Origin of the sequence: Bradyrhizobium sp. BRP19 (assembly GCF_020194195.1) — a bacterium.
GTDB lineage: Bacteria > Pseudomonadota > Alphaproteobacteria > Rhizobiales > Xanthobacteraceae > Bradyrhizobium > Bradyrhizobium yuanmingense.
Window position 1 is genome coordinate 1 of record NZ_JADYVZ010000010.1, and the last position, 14,129, is coordinate 14,129.

General features: G+C 60.9%; 12 protein-coding genes. 9 read left to right on the forward strand and 3 right to left on the reverse strand.

From position 1 onward, the window contains the following. The first annotated feature begins 382 nt into the window (after positions 1-382). The 7 genes from I6F36_RS25825 (at position 383) to I6F36_RS25855 (ending at position 6,260) form a co-directional block, all read left to right on the forward strand. Positions 383-1,105 (forward strand): hypothetical protein, encoded by a 723-nt coding sequence (locus tag I6F36_RS25825; protein WP_225172435.1) that lies wholly within the window; start codon positions 383-385, stop codon positions 1,103-1,105. A 146-nt stretch (positions 1,106-1,251) separates the two neighbouring features. After that, entirely contained in the window at positions 1,252-1,446 is a 195-nt protein-coding gene (locus I6F36_RS25830) for a hypothetical protein (protein WP_225172436.1), read from the forward strand. A 623-nt stretch (positions 1,447-2,069) separates the two neighbouring features. Next, positions 2,070-2,387, forward strand: coding sequence for a hypothetical protein (locus tag I6F36_RS25835; protein ID WP_225172437.1), 318 nt, complete (start codon positions 2,070-2,072; stop codon positions 2,385-2,387). A gap of 1,155 nt (positions 2,388-3,542) precedes the next feature. Further along, positions 3,543-3,920 carry a hypothetical protein gene (locus I6F36_RS25840; protein ID WP_225149829.1) on the forward strand — a complete coding sequence of 126 codons (378 nt, stop codon included), beginning with the start codon at positions 3,543-3,545 and terminating at the stop codon, positions 3,918-3,920. A gap of 21 nt (positions 3,921-3,941) precedes the next feature. After that, positions 3,942-4,373 (forward strand): hypothetical protein, encoded by a 432-nt coding sequence (locus tag I6F36_RS25845; RefSeq protein WP_225149828.1) that lies wholly within the window; start codon positions 3,942-3,944, stop codon positions 4,371-4,373. 156 nt (positions 4,374-4,529) lie between these two features. After that, entirely contained in the window at positions 4,530-5,492 is a 963-nt protein-coding gene (locus tag I6F36_RS25850; protein WP_225149827.1) for an ABC transporter substrate-binding protein, read from the forward strand. 204 nt (positions 5,493-5,696) lie between these two features. Continuing rightward, positions 5,697-6,260 carry a group 1 truncated hemoglobin gene (locus I6F36_RS25855; RefSeq protein ID WP_225149826.1) on the forward strand — a complete coding sequence of 188 codons (564 nt, stop codon included), beginning with the start codon at positions 5,697-5,699 and terminating at the stop codon, positions 6,258-6,260. A gap of 433 nt (positions 6,261-6,693) precedes the next feature. Here I6F36_RS25855 and frc read toward each other — a convergent pair whose 3' ends face one another. From frc to I6F36_RS25870, 3 genes are all read right to left on the reverse strand, one after another. Then, positions 6,694-7,971, reverse strand: a complete 1,278-nt coding sequence (gene frc / locus I6F36_RS25860) for a formyl-CoA transferase (RefSeq protein WP_225144004.1) — start codon at positions 7,969-7,971, stop codon at positions 6,694-6,696. A 62-nt stretch (positions 7,972-8,033) separates the two neighbouring features. Next, a complete protein-coding gene (gene oxc / locus I6F36_RS25865) occupies positions 8,034-9,767 on the reverse strand; it encodes an oxalyl-CoA decarboxylase (RefSeq protein WP_036005667.1) in 1,734 nt (577 codons plus the stop codon). A 76-nt stretch (positions 9,768-9,843) separates the two neighbouring features. Next, positions 9,844-10,539, reverse strand: a complete 696-nt coding sequence (locus I6F36_RS25870) for a GntR family transcriptional regulator (RefSeq protein WP_157282741.1) — start codon at positions 10,537-10,539, stop codon at positions 9,844-9,846. A gap of 351 nt (positions 10,540-10,890) precedes the next feature. Here I6F36_RS25870 and I6F36_RS25875 point away from each other — a divergent pair, with 351 nt between their 5' ends. Together I6F36_RS25875 and I6F36_RS25880 are read left to right on the forward strand one after the other, a co-directional pair. Beyond that, complete coding sequence (locus I6F36_RS25875) at positions 10,891-13,020, forward strand: acetate--CoA ligase family protein (RefSeq protein WP_225128832.1); 2,130 nt, start codon at positions 10,891-10,893, stop codon at positions 13,018-13,020. Between the two features lie 161 nt (positions 13,021-13,181). After that, the gene (locus I6F36_RS25880) at positions 13,182-14,024 is read left to right on the forward strand and encodes an IclR family transcriptional regulator (RefSeq protein ID WP_225172438.1); all 843 of its coding nucleotides are present in this window, start codon (positions 13,182-13,184) and stop codon (positions 14,022-14,024) included. Positions 14,025-14,129: the final 105 nt, after the last annotated feature.

Consider the following 14,129-nt stretch of genomic DNA (forward strand, 5'->3'; position numbering starts at 1 on the left):
AATGGGCATTCGATCCGCGCTGGACGTTCAAGGCCGAGTACATCTACATCAATCTCGGAAAGTCGAACGGCAATGCTCTTGCATTCCCCGGCGCGTCCTTCACGGACACCGAGGTTCAGCTTCATACGGCCAAGGGCGGCATCAATTATCGGTTCTGACTGAATGGATTTTGTGGTGCTTAGTGGTGGTAACGCAGGCGCGGCCAGTAGCGAACCACGGGCAGGGCAGAGCAAGTCTGCTCTGCCCCGAACTCAGACTTCAACTTGTTCGGCTATCGCGAGGGCGTCATCGACCCCGATGTCGAAATAATCGAACGGTACTCTCGGTCTTCCGAGACTAGCCGCTGAGCAAAAGAGGAGTCCGAGTCAATCGGTGGTGCCGGATGAACGAGTTATCAAGCACTTTCGACGGCCTCTTCAAAAGTGAATTCTCGATCAATCAAATGGTTGGCCGGAGCGTCACGTATGTGCGCCGGGGCAAGTTGCTGGGCGGCAATTCAGGGTTTGCTCATATCGGGAATTACCATGTCGAGGGGGACTCAATCCGTGTCGATGTGACCAGCCGACGACACAATTTTGGCGCTGATCATCAGTCTTTGCTGGGTTCCGACGTCTCGTCAATTTCCGTCGTTGGAAGAGCCGTTGGCAAGGCGTTTCACTTCGAGGGCAGTTCCCCGCAGGTGCCGGGTGCCGTCTTTCGATCCATCATGACCCCGCTGGATGAAAGCGACCTTCCGGCGCCCGGGATGATTGGTGAAGGTGGCATTTCCAACGGATTGTACTCCATCCATCTGAAAATCCTGGACGGCGTGCCCGGCGGCCTGACTGGAGTGATGCTATTGAACAACGGCCGTATCCTGGGTGGCGATGCCTTCTTCTACTATCTGGGGTCATATTCCTCCTCCAGCGGTCGATGGAGAGGGCAGATGGTCAATCAAGAGCATACGCCGGCGCGAGGGGAAGACCCGGTATTCGGCGGACACGAGATTGGAATTGGTTTTTCCGGGACGTGCGATGCGCAGGGCGGTTTCCTCGAGGGCACGGCGCTTGCGGGCAAGCGCAGCATCAGGTTCGAAGCTGATCTGAAATTGATCTGCGCTGCTTAAGGGGCGCGAAAGCCGAGGGCGCAGTTGCCGGGCGACGCTAGAAGATCGGTTTCGCTCGGAGTTGGTCCGTCGGCGTCAATATGCTTAGCACTGAGCGCTGCAAGGGAGGCAAGAAGTGCTCTAAGGAAAAAACGAGTACTACTCTATTGAAGGTCACCTTAGGGCTCATCTCAGTCTGGGGGGTCGGCTGGATTGAGGAGAAGCTGTTCGGCCACTGGACCAACCTGGGCATCTTTATCGGGTGGCTTGTCGGAGTGATGATCGCCTATGGCATAGATCATTTCCGAAATTCGAAACGGGACGTCACCGAGGGGGAGCGCCGCGGAGCCGGAGAGCAGTGAACGTCAGCCTGAAGGGAATGCATCAGCTCCCCTGAGAGGAGTAAACGGACCGGGTTTGCCGGGACACATGGACTTCGATCTAGATCAAACAGCCTCTCGACCCACGTAATTGCCCACGTTGAGCTGCACCGGAGGGAGCAGGGAATGTTCATTAATCGCCCTACGCGGACGATGCATTTACTTGCTTGGGCAATAGCCGCCATCGGTCTTCTCACGATCCTTTCGATGGCGCTGGGGCCCTCTTGAGGAGAGCGAACCGGCACCCTGAGGGAGTGGACAGGCGCGCGGCGCCTCGGAGCGAGTGACTTCAATGCCTGTTTCGACAGAGGTTTGATGCGCCGCACACCCATCATTTTTCCAAGCTCAAGTAGTCGAAATAGAGATAAGCTACTTGAAGTTGTCAATCGATCCGCGGCGTAGCTCGCGAACCGGCCTGTCCTAGTCGCTTTGAGCACTTGTGGAGGAGGAGATGAAACGGCTGCTATTCGTTGGGCTTGTCGCGCTTCAATCGATCGGTATCGGATTGGCTCATGCCCAATCCGACGACTTAGCCAGACGCATCGAGCTGGGCAGAGGCTATTAAAGTAGGATGCCCTACCGGCTCGGCAACGCAGAAAACAGAAGTGAAGGGAAATGCGACCGGTCGCATTACACTGTTGAGACCTGCTGACGCATCCGCCGACGCCAGTGTCAACTTCACGAAGGAGGAAGCCCACGGGCTGGTGGCTGCACTGCAAAAAGAAGTAACTGACAGCGGAGTCAAACTCTCTGAGCGACAGCTCGATTGCCTAAAGCCCTATATCGACCGAATCTTCGAAGAGCTTTTCCCGAACAAGAAATCAGGTACACGCGATGAAAAGCGTTTAGCTCTTGCAGACCTTCATACTGCATTCAGAAAGATTGCGAGGCACGCGTATGGAGAGCAGATTGGTCCCCTTTGACGTACGGGGTTAGCATCAATGACGACAAAATTGAGATATTCAACAGATCTTCGGCTTATTGGGCTCGCGTCGGCGATCTCAAACCAGAACCGGAATTTGTAACGCACGCTCCGGGGCTTCCACATCTCAGATTATATTGCCTGCTAAGCGACTGCGTGTCTCGGGTCTACAAAGATGGAAATTCCGAAAAAAGAAGCTACGCCCCAGTCTATGTAAAAATCGGAGCAGACCCGAAGCCGCTTGAGAATGCATTTGCTCGCGTGATCCGCCTATATTGAATCTAGCAGTTGTTGTGTCGCTTTTTTCCGCTCTCTGAGAGTTCCTGAGGGAGTGGACGGGTTTGAGCCTGAATCGGGCTAGCGGTCTTTTGGCGCAACCCCCGATTCACTTATCTTAATGAGCTGCGCACTTCCTCTTCTCTACTCTTAGACCGTTCAAGTCTTGTGGCGAGGGCGTCGATGCAGAACCACCGCACGATTGTGTTTGTCGAACGGCTGAACGAACTCTCTTCCCAACTTGCAGAACTAGAAAAACTCCGCCTCAAGGTCGAAGAGGCGGAGCGACTCGCCTGCGCTGTGCATACGTCGCGTTCGCCCGGACCTCTGACCACCCGCTGGAAACACAAATGCGCGCCAGACGCCGCGACATAGATTGGCACTTCGCCACTGTTGTCGTGACGCTGCTCTGGCTAGCGTGCTTTCTGCGACGCTGTTCGTGGTCCTTTTGCGTGGGCACCCCTGAGAGGAGTGACAGTCAGTGAAAGCCGCGTATTGGCTTGTCGCTGACGTCCTTGCGCCTCGCGAGACTGCGATACCGCCGCCAAAGCTCTGGCGATCCGGCACTGGCTGCGCACCATGCCGAGATGATGCGGCATCATCTTCGTCGACTACGATGTCGGCGCATTGAGCCGCTCGAGATAGCCAACGAGCACTGACGCCGATGAGCCTCATCCTGAGGAGGCGCGTGAGCGCCGTCTCGAAGGACGAGGCGTGCGCGCAGGCCGCCACCAGTCATATGCGATAGCCCTGGCTTCTTGCGGACACTTTGCTTCAACACCGACGGCGGCGGCAAAGGTGTCCCCGCTCGGCAAGCCGAAGCCACAATTCCGCTATCGTTACCTCGTTCAACTCCTGCGGGAAATCAGGAGAACTTTCGTTGCGCAGCACGCTTTGGGCTTTCGCTATCACGCTCTGCTGTCTTGGTTCGCCGGCCGCGGCTGTGGGCATTCAGTTGCTCGATGCCGATCCAGCGCTGTCAGGCGCGATCTGGTATCCGTGCGCGGCGGAGCCCACGCATGTGGCGCTGGGCCGTTTATCGGTCGCCGCCGATTTCGACCTGAAGGGCGTGAAGGATTGCCCCGTCACGGGCGCAAAGCTGCCGCTCGTCATCTACTCGCACGGACGGGGTGGATTTTTCGGCCAGCAGCACGACACGGCGGAGGCGCTGGCCGATGCCGGGTTCATCGTCGCCGCCATCAATCATCCCGGCGATACGGTCGGCGATCCCTCGAGGCGCGATACGCTGTCGGTCTAGGGATCGCGTCCGACCGACATCGTGCGCCTGCTCGATTTTCTGTTGAACGACTGGAAGGACAGGGCGGTGATCGATCCTGCCCGGGTCGGCTTCGTCGGTTTCTCGCTCGGAGGGGCGACCGGCCTCGTGCTGATGGGGATCAAGCCGGATTTCGCCAGGGTCGCCAGCCTCTGCAAGGAGACGACCGGCATGTGCGCACAGCCTCACAACGGCGAGACGCCGCCCGAGCCGATACAGGACGCGCGCATTCGCGCCGCCGTCATCGTTGATCCCGCACCGGCGACCCTGACGCGGGACACCGCGGACGGTGTAATGCTAAGGGACACGACGAGCGACCATGGTGCGAGCTACGATCTGATTGCAATTAAGCCGGACCGCGCCCCAGTTGACCTCGCCTCCGTGCTGCCGCCGGCCCGTTTATTTGTGCGTGCCACCTGGGGAATACCTGATTAGTTCGGCTGTACTTCTTCCGCTTCTGGCCCTTGGCAGACCTATTGCGGCTTCGTGTTCGACAGCAGCTTTTGACCCGAAGCAGTCATTGCACCCGGTCTCACGAAAAAAGTGCTAAGCTGATCTTCCCACAGGCGTGATCCCTAGAGGGAGCGACGCATGCGACGGCGGGAATTCATAGCCTTCAGCGGTGCCGTAGCAATCCTCCCATATACTGCGGGGGCTCAGGCCCAAGTCCGCCGCGTGGGTGCGCTCCTAGCTAGCCCTCTAAGCAGGCCGATTCTCGAAAGAGTATTGAAGGAGAAAGGATGGCTGTTGGGTCAGAACCTGCTCATAGACTATTGCATAAGCGATGGCGATACTGAGGAGAGCCGCAAGTGCGCGCGCGAATTGATCTCGTTGAAGCCTGATGTCTTGTTCGCGGTTACCAACACGTCGATGGCGTCACTGCAAGCTGAGGGGTCTAATATCCCGACCGTATTCGCGATGGTCAGCGATCCGATTGGAATGCGCTATGTCGAGACTTTCGCGCGGCCCGGTCGTAATGTTACCGGGTTCACTGCCTTTGTACCATCTCTCGGGGGTAAGTGGGTCTCCCTGCTGAAGGAAATCGCGCCGCAGATTGAGCGGATCGGCGTTGTCTACAACCCAGAACTAGGGAATAACTCTGCTGCGTTTCTCGCTTCGATAAAGGCCGTCGCACAAACCTCCGGAGTGGTTTCGGTGGAGACGCCCCACGGCGATAGCTCCAGCATCGAACGGCTAATCGTATCTCTCCAAGACACGCGGAACGCTGGTCTTGTTTTTCTACCTGACGCACTGACTGCCGCACGACGGAAGGAAATGACCGCGCTTGTTGCTAAGTGCAGGTTGCCCGCGATCTACTTCCTACGACTATTCTGCGATGTAGGGGGTCTTGTTTCGTATGGAGTAAACCTCAATAAAATATATGCAGGCGCGGCATCCTACGTTGATCGAATTTTGCGCGGCGCCAATCCGGCAGACCTGCCAGTGCAAGCTCCGACCGAATTCGAATTCATCATCAACCGCAAGACCGCGAGGGTGCTCGGCTTGGAATTACCTGAAAGCCTCCTAGCCCGCGCCGATGAAGTTATCGAATAGAGAGCCGACTTCCGCTTGTGGCCCATCGCAGACGTCCCGGGCGGCCACACAAGCGAATGTGCGGTGAATCGTTCTTAGCGTGTAACCCCGACGCTTCCATCTTAATCCATCGACCTAAAATTTAATGCCGGAAGAAAGTGACGAAATCCGACCGGCTGCATGCTCCCAACGGATTATCCTGTTGCCTCACCAGAGGAGGTGACCATGGTACAATTTATTCCGACTTCCATCACACGACGAAGCATGGTCGCAGGAATGGCGCTGACCGCCGCCCCGACGACTGCATTGCAGGGAGCGAGTAAGGCATACGCGCAGGCCCAGCAAACCTCGCCTGAGAAAAGTCTGTATGAGCGGCTGGGCGGCGTTTTTGCTATTGCGGCCGTGGTGGATCACTTCAGCGACGCTGTCGTGAAGAATCCCGTCGTGGGCCAGAAGTCCAAGAATCCGCAACTACGAGAATGGCACACCAAGAACCTGACAAGGTTGCCGGGCCTCAAGTTCATGCGGACGCTGTGGGTCTGCGACGTTTCGGGCGGGCCCCTTAAGTTCGCAGCCACCAAGCCTGGCGCGACGCCGCTCGGACTTGAGGAAGCGCACCGCAATCTCAGAATATCTCCGGCAGAGTTCGATGAGGTCGCGGCGGAACTCGGGCGGAGCCTCGACTTTGCCAAAGTCCCTAAGCGCGAGAAAGCCGAGGTGCTGGCTGCGTTTTCCGCGCACAAGGACGAGGTTACCGCCGGGTCTGCGACGGTCGGCAAGCGCGGCTGAAGGGTGATCTTCCCGGTCTTCGCTAGCACCGACTGGCTCCGGCTGGGCGGGGACGTTAGATTGCGCCGCCAATCCGTCCGGTTGTGGCCCATGCTGACGTCCCTCGCGCTGACGTCCGATAAACGCCCTTGGACTCCAGATCTCTGCAGCCCTTCCGCGAACAGCGTGTGGTCGGGGATCCGCTCCGATGTGCAGCAGCCAGCGCCGGATGTGCGCTCCCGACATGACATCCACGATGACATAATACCCCTGTTTTGCCCGACGGGGCAGAATTTTTTCGTCGAATCAGAAATATCGTTGCGTGCCAGTGGGATGGCTACTGTGCATGGGGTTGTTTTCCAGTTTTGATTTTGAGCCTGCGATTGCACGCCTTCCCAAGCAAAAGGGGCCGCCCCTTCGGACGGCCCCTTTGGTCTCGTGAAATGTGGCCCGCTTACTCGGCGGCCTGCTTCTGCGGCGGGTCGAGCGCGCCGGACTTGTGGATCTCGGCGACCTGGTGATCGCTGAAGCCCAGCACCGACCGCAGGATCTCGTCGGTGTGCTCGCCGAGCAGCGGCGATCGCGTCACGTCTGCCGGGCTATCCGACAGCTTGATCGGGTTGCCGACCGAGACGTACTTGCCGCGGGTGGGGTGGTCGACCTCGACCACCGTGCCGGTGGCGCGCAGCGACTGGTCTTCCGCGATCTCCTTCATCGACAGGATCGGGCCGCAGGGGATGTCGTCCTTGTTGAGGATCTCCATCGCCTCGAACTTTGTCTTCGTCATCGTCCACTGCTCGATGCGGGCGAAGATCTCGTTCAGGCGCGGCAGGCGCGCCGCCGGCTTGGCGTAGTTCGGATCGGTCTTCCAGCTGGGTTCGCCGATCACATCGCAGATCTTCTCCCAGACCGGGGCCTGGGTGATGAAGTAGATGTAGGCGTTGGGATCGGTCTCCCAGCCCTTGCACTTCAGGATGCGGCCGGGCTGGCCGCCGCCGGAATCGTTGCCGGCGCGCGGCACGGCGTCGCCGAACGGCACGCCTTCGCCGAACTGGCTGTATTCCTTCAGCGGGCCGTGGGCGAGGCGCTGCTGGTCGCGCAGCTTGACGCGGCAGAGGTTGAGCACGCCGTCCTGCATCGCGGCAGTGACGCGCTGGCCCTTGCCGCTGTGGGTGCGCTGGTAGAGCGCGGTGACGATGCCGAGCGCGAGGTGCAGGCCGGTGCCGCTATCGCCGATCTGCGCGCCGGTGACGAGCGGGACGCCGTCGCGGAAGCCGGTGGTGGAGGCGGCGCCGCCGGTGCACTGGGCGACGTTCTCATAGACCTTGCAGTCTTCATACGGTCCGGGGCCAAAACCCTTGATCGAGGCGACGATCATCTTCGGGTTGATCGCCTGGATCTTCTCCCAAGGAAAGCCCATGCGGTCGAGCACGCCGGGGCCGAAATTCTCCACCAGCACGTCGCACTTCTTGATCAACTCGGTGAGGACTTCCTTGCCCTTGGGGTTTTTGGTGTCGAGCGTGATCGAGCGCTTGTTGTGGTTGAGCATGGTGAAATACAGGCTGTCCACGTTCGGGATGTCCTGCAGCTGGCCGCGGGTGATGTCACCCACGCCCGGGCGTTCCACCTTGATCACGTCGGCGCCGAACCAGGCCAGCAGCTGCGTGCAGGTCGGTCCTGACTGGACGTGGGTGAAGTCGAGAATGCGAACGCCCTCGAGCGCTTTGGTCATCGTATTGCTCCGTACTCTGTCTGCCCCTGCACCCGGCAGGGAATAAGGGTTGAGGGGTGGACTTACTTCTTCTTCTGCAGAACGCTCTGTGGATTGAGGTTGCCGATGCGGCCGCTCTCCGAGCCGGCGGCCGGATCGATCACGGCGTTGATGAGCGTCGGCTTGCCGGACTTCATGGCGTCGTTGACGGCACGCTTCAGCTCGTCCGGCGAGGTCGCGTTGACGCCGACGCCGCCGAAGGCTTCCATCATCTTGTCGTAGCGCGCGCCCTTGACGAACACGGTCGTTGCCGGATCGGAGTTGGCGCCGTTGACGTCGGTGCCACGATAGATGCCGTCATTGTTGAAGATGACGACGCAGATCGGCAAATTGTAGCGGCAGATGGTCTCGACCTCCATGCCGGAGAAGCCGAACGCCGAGTCGCCTTCCACCGCCAGCACGGGGTGGCCGGTCTCGAGCGCGGCCGCGATCGCCTGGCCCATGCCGATGCCCATCACGCCCCAGGTGCCGACGTCGAGACGCTTGCGGGGCTTGTACATGTCGATGACGCCGCGGGCGAGGTCGAGTGTGTTGGCGCCTTCGTTGACGAGGATCGCCTCGGGATAGTCCTTGATGACGTTCTTCAGCACACCGAGCGCGCCGTGATAATCCATCGGCGATTTGTTGTTCATGAGCTTCGGCGCCATCTTGGCGACGTTCTCTTCGCGCTTGGTCGAAACGGCGTTGGTCCATTCGGCCGGCGGGGCGGTCCAGGATGATCCCATCGCCTGGTTGAAGGCGGAGACCACCGAGCCGATGTCGCCGACGACGGGCGCGACGATCTCGACGTTGGAATCCATCTCCTTCGGCTCGATGTCGACCTGGATGAACTTCTTCGGCGCCTCGCCCCAGCTCTTGCCCTTGCCGTGCGACAGCAGCCAGTTCAGCCGCGCGCCGATCAGCATGACGACGTCGGAGTCCTTCAGCACCGTCGAGCGGGCGGCGCCGGCGCATTGCGGATGGGTGTCGGGGAGCAGGCCCTTGGCCATGCTCATGGGCAGGAACGGAACGCCGCTCTTCTCGACGAAGCTCTTGATCTCCTCATCGGCCTGCGCGTAGGCCGCGCCCTTGCCGAGGATGATGAGGGGGCGCTTGGCGCTCTTGAGCACGTCGAGTGCGCGCTTCACGGATGCGGGCGAGGGGATCTGCGCGGGCGCCGCGTCTATCACCTTGACCAGCGACTTCTGGCCGGCCTCGGCGTTCATGACTTGGCCGAACAGTTTTGCCGGGAGGTCGAGATAGACGCCGCCCGGACGGCCTGAGACCGCAGCGCGGATGGCGCGGGCGAAGCCGATGCCGATGTCCTGGGCGTGCAGCACGCGATAGGCCGCCTTGCACAGCGGCTTTGCGATCGCAAGCTGGTCCATCTCCTCGTAGTCGCCCTGCTGGAGGTCGACGATCTCGCGCTCGGAAGAGCCGGAGACCAGGATCATCGGATAGCAATTGGTGGTGGCGTGGGCGAGGGCGGTGAGACCATTGAGGAAGCCGGGCGCCGACACCGTGAGGCAGACGCCGGGCTTCTTGGTGAGATAGCCGGCGATGCCGGCGGCGTAGCCGGCGTTCTGCTCGTGACGGAACGAGATCACGCGAATACCCGCGGCCTGCGCCATGCGGCCCAAATCCGTGATCGGGATGCCCGGCACATTATAGATGGTGTTGATGCCGTTCAGCTTGAGCGCGTCGATGACGAGATGGAAGCCATCCGTCAGTTCCTGCTCGGTGCCCGGTGCTTCGGACTTGGTCGCGGTATTCAGCATGGGCCTTGTCTCCCTGGTCTCAAGGTCGTTGGGGCGAATTGTTCGCCCTTCTGGTGAACGTTGCTTAAGTGAACAGTTACGTAAACAGTTCTTGGCCGTGCGCTTCGACGTAAGCGGCAAGGCCGAGGGTGTGATCGCGGGCGCGCTTCTCGGCAAGCTCGGTGTCGCGCGCTTCGAGCGCTTCGATGATGCCGAGATGCTCGGGCAGTGACGTCGCGGTGCGGTCCTTGCGTCCGATGGTCAGCTGGCGATAGCCGCGCACGTGCAAGAGCAGGTCGTTGGTGAGATCGACCAGCACCGGCGATTCCGACAGCGAGATCAGCGCCTGGTGGAAGGCGATGTTGGCGCGCGAATATTCCTCGACGTGATCCTCGGGCAGTCGGTCCTTGCCGAAATCCTTGAAATAGTCGCGCAGCGCCGTGATGTCCTTCTTGCGCGCGGTGGTGGTGATGAGGCGGGCGGCCATGCTCTCCAGCGCCGCCCAGGCGCGGATCATGTCGACGATCTCGCTCTTGGTCCTGCGCACCACCATGATGCCGCGGCGGGGCACGGTCTTCACGAAACCGTCCTGCTCCAGCATCGCGATGGCCTCGCGGATCGGCGTGCGGCTGACGCCGAGCCTTTCGGACAGCGCGCGCTCGTCGAGCATCACCGGCTCGGGCGTCGAGTAGATGTCCATCTTGAGGATGGCTTCCTTCAAGGCGTCATACGCCTTGTTCTTGAAGCTGCTCTCCGGGGCAATACGAACGATTGCGATGTCTGCCTCGGCCATGTTCGGCAACGCCTTGGTTGGTTTCCGTAGTGACACGACGAATCTCCTCCAGTGGGGAGTCGTCTTTTACAGGAATATTAACTGGAAAGTTTTTGGCATACCACATGCCAGAATGTCAAGCTGCCTATTTTTTGCGGCCTTCTAGGCCATGCACCAGCTTGACAAGTTGGCTTCTGGCATACCAAATGCCATCGCCAGCCATTTTTGATCCATGCCGGCGGAGTAGTCCTGAGGCTTATGCCACTCCGTACCGCCGCATGGAACAGAGCGCGGCGAATGGCAAGCATCATGGGCAGCCGCAAACACGCGCGCGCTTTGAAAAGAACGAACTGAGGTCAAGGGAGAAGCCACATGTCCAATTCCAAAGATGCCGTCCGCAAGGTGCTTGACCAGGTCAAGGCGGACAACCGCACCAGCCTGACGGCCCCGGAAGGCAAGCTGGTCTGCGACGCCTACGGCATTCCGGTGCCGAAGGAGGGCGTGGCCAAGTCGGCGGGCGAGGCCGGCAAGATGGCTTCGTCCATGGGCTTCCCGGTCGTGATGAAGATCGTCTCGCCGGACATTCTCCACAAGACCGAAGCCGGCGGGGTCATCGTCGGCCTCAAGACGACTGAAGAGGCCGAGAAGGCCTACGAGACCATCCTCGGCAACGCAAAGAAATATAAGTCCGATGCCAAGATCGAAGGTGTGCAGGTGCAGCAGATGCTGGCCGGCGGAACCGAGGTCATCGTCGGCTCGATCACCGACGGCTCGTTCGGCAAGCTGGTCGCCTTCGGCCTCGGCGGCGTGCTGGTCGAGGTGCTCAAGGACATCACCTTCCGCCTCGCGCCGGCGACCAAGGAAGACGCGCTCTCGATGCTCGACGGCATCCAGGCGCACGAGATTCTAAAGGGCGTGCGCGGCGGCGAGCCGGTGAACCGCAATGCGCTCGCTGACGTCATCGTCAAGGTCTCGCAGCTCGTCACCGATTTCCCTGAGATCGTCGAGCTCGACCTCAACCCGGTGTTCGCGACGCCGAAGGATGCCACGGCCGCAGACGTCCGCATCGTGGTCGACTTCGCCTACAAGCCGAAGCCGAAGCCGCGTCCGACCGAAGAGATCGTCGCGGCGATGAACCGCATCATGCAGCCGAAGGCGGTCGCCGTCGTCGGCGCCTCCGCGGAGGACGGCAAGATCGGCAATTCCGTGATGAAGAACCTCATCAACGGCGGCTACAAGGGCGAGATCTATCCGATCCATCCCAAGGCCGCCGAGATCCTCGGCTACAAGGCCTACAAGAGCGTCAAGGACGTGCCGGGTGTGATCGACGTCGCCGTGTTCGCAATCCCCGCGAAATTCGTCGCGGCCGCGCTGACCGAATGCGGCGAGAAGAAGATCCCGGGCGCGGTGCTGATTCCGTCGGGCTTCGCTGAAGCCGGTGCGCCGGAGCTGCAGGCCGAGATCGTCGAGGTCGGCAGGAAGTACGACATCCGTCTGATGGGGCCGAACATCTACGGCTTCTATTATACGCCCGCCAACCTCTGCGCGACCTTCTGCACCGCCTATGACGTCAAGGGCCATGCGGCGCTGTCGTCGCAATCGGGCGGCATCGGCATGGCCATCATCGGCTTCTCGCGCTCGGCCAAGATGGGCGTGTCCGCGATCGTCGGCCTCGGCAACAAGTCCGATATCGACGAGGACGATCTGCTCGCCTTCTTCGAGCAGGACCCGAACACCAATCTGATCGCCCAGCACTGCGAAGACCTCAAGGACGGCCGCGCCTTCGCGGAAGCCGCAAAGCGCGTGTCCAAGAAGAAGCCGGTGGTGGTGCTCAAGGCCGGCCGGACCTCGGCCGGCGCGAAGGCGGCGTCGTCCCACACCGGCGCGCTCGCCGGCAACGATCGCATCTATGAGGACGTGTTCAAGCAGTCCGGCGTGATCCGTGCCCGCTCACTTCGCCAGTTGCTTGAATTCGCCCGCGGCGTACCGGTGCTGCCGACGCCGAAGGGCGAGAACGTTCTCATCATCACCGGTGCCGGCGGCTCGGGCGTGCTGCTGTCGGACTCCTGCGTCGATAACGGCCTGTCGCTGATGTCGATGCCGCCGGATCTCGATGCGGCCTTCCGCAAGTTCATCCCGCCGTTTGGAGCGGCCGGCAATCCCGTGGATATCACCGGCGGCGAGCCGCCGATCACCTACGTCAACACCGTGAAGCTCGGCCTGTCGGATGAGCGCATCCACGCGCTGATCCTCGGCTATTGGCACACCATCGTCACGCCGCCGATGGTGTTCGCTCGCAACATGGTCGAGGTGAAGAAGGAGATGGAGGCCAAGGGTTTTGTGAAGCCGATGGTTGCCTCGCTCGCTGGCGACGTCGAGGTCGAGGAGGCCGCCGAATATCTCTATCAGAACGGCATCCCGGCTTACGCCTATTCGACCGAGCTACCGGTCGAGGTGCTTGGCGCCAAGTACAAGTGGGCGCGCGGGGCAGGGCTGCTCTGAGCTGCGACTTCACCTCTCCCCGCTTGCGGGGAGAGGCCGAATTGCGAAGCAATTCGGGTGAGGGGACTCTCCACGAATCCATCTCTCACCGTCTTTGCGGAGACTCCCCTCACCCCGACCCTCTCCCCGCGAGCGGGGCGAGGGAGAACGGTCAGGTCGCGATGAGCAAGAACGTGATCCGGCGCAAATCGCTCGAGCCCAAATCGGCCTCGGAGGCCGATCACGAGAGCCGCGACGGTGGCGTGCAATCGGTCGACCGCGCGCTGTCGATCATCGAAACGCTGGCCGAGGACGACGAAGGCTATCGTCTGAGCGATCTCGCGATCCGCACCGGCCTGTCGGCGTCCACCGTGCACCGGCTGCTCGCAACGCTCGAAAGCCGCCGTTTCGTGCAGTTCGACCGTGGCGAATCCAAATGGCACGTCGGCGTGCGCAGCTTCACGGTCGGCGCCAGCTTTGCGCGGCGACGCAATTTCTCCGCACAGGCAATTCCATATTTGCGTAAGCTGCGCGATCTCACCCGCGAGACGGCCAATCTCGCCGTGGTCGACGATGAATTCATCATCGTGCTGACCCGCATGGAAAGCCGCGAGATCATGCGCTCGCTGACCAAGGTCGGTGGCCGCGTCCCCATGGTGACCTCCGGCGTCGGCAAGGCGGTGCTCGCAACCTATTCAGACGAGGATGTCGGCGCCGTCATCCGTCATCACGGCATGCCCCGCCTGACCGAGAAGTCGATCGTGCGCCCGAGCGACCTGTTCAGGGAGCTCGGGAAAATCCGCAAACAGGGCTTTGCCGTCGACGATGAGGAGGCGCAGATCGGCCTGCGCTGCGTCGCCGCGGTGGTATACAACGCGCTGGCCGAACCGCTTGCGGCGATCTCTGTTTCCGGCCTGACGAGCCGCGTCACCGACGAACGGTTGCCGGAGATCGGCCAGATCGTCCGGGACGTCGCGGCGGAACTGACTGCCGCGCTCGGCGGGGTGATCCCGGCGCCCCGCTGACCAAAAACCCTGAGGCATGTCACTGGACAGCATCGGCCGTTTTGGTTGATATGCGACCAAACGACACAATGCGGCAAACGTCCGCATGAGCCTGGAGATGCCCTC

Coding starts and splice junctions, on each gene's coding strand:
- I6F36_RS25880 (WP_225172438.1), top strand. CDS start 13,182: ATGAGCAAGAACGTGATCCGGCGCAAATCGCTCGAGCCCAAATCGGCC.
- oxc (WP_036005667.1), bottom strand. CDS start 9,767: ATGCTGAATACCGCGACCAAGTCCGAAGCACCGGGCACCGAGCAGGAA.
- I6F36_RS25870 (WP_157282741.1), bottom strand. CDS start 10,539: ATGGCCGAGGCAGACATCGCAATCGTTCGTATTGCCCCGGAGAGCAGC.
- I6F36_RS25850 (WP_225149827.1), top strand. CDS start 4,530: ATGCGACGGCGGGAATTCATAGCCTTCAGCGGTGCCGTAGCAATCCTC.
- I6F36_RS25825 (WP_225172435.1), top strand. CDS start 383: ATGAACGAGTTATCAAGCACTTTCGACGGCCTCTTCAAAAGTGAATTC.
- I6F36_RS25875 (WP_225128832.1), top strand. CDS start 10,891: ATGTCCAATTCCAAAGATGCCGTCCGCAAGGTGCTTGACCAGGTCAAG.
- I6F36_RS25855 (WP_225149826.1), top strand. CDS start 5,697: ATGGTACAATTTATTCCGACTTCCATCACACGACGAAGCATGGTCGCA.
- frc (WP_225144004.1), bottom strand. CDS start 7,971: ATGACCAAAGCGCTCGAGGGCGTTCGCATTCTCGACTTCACCCACGTC.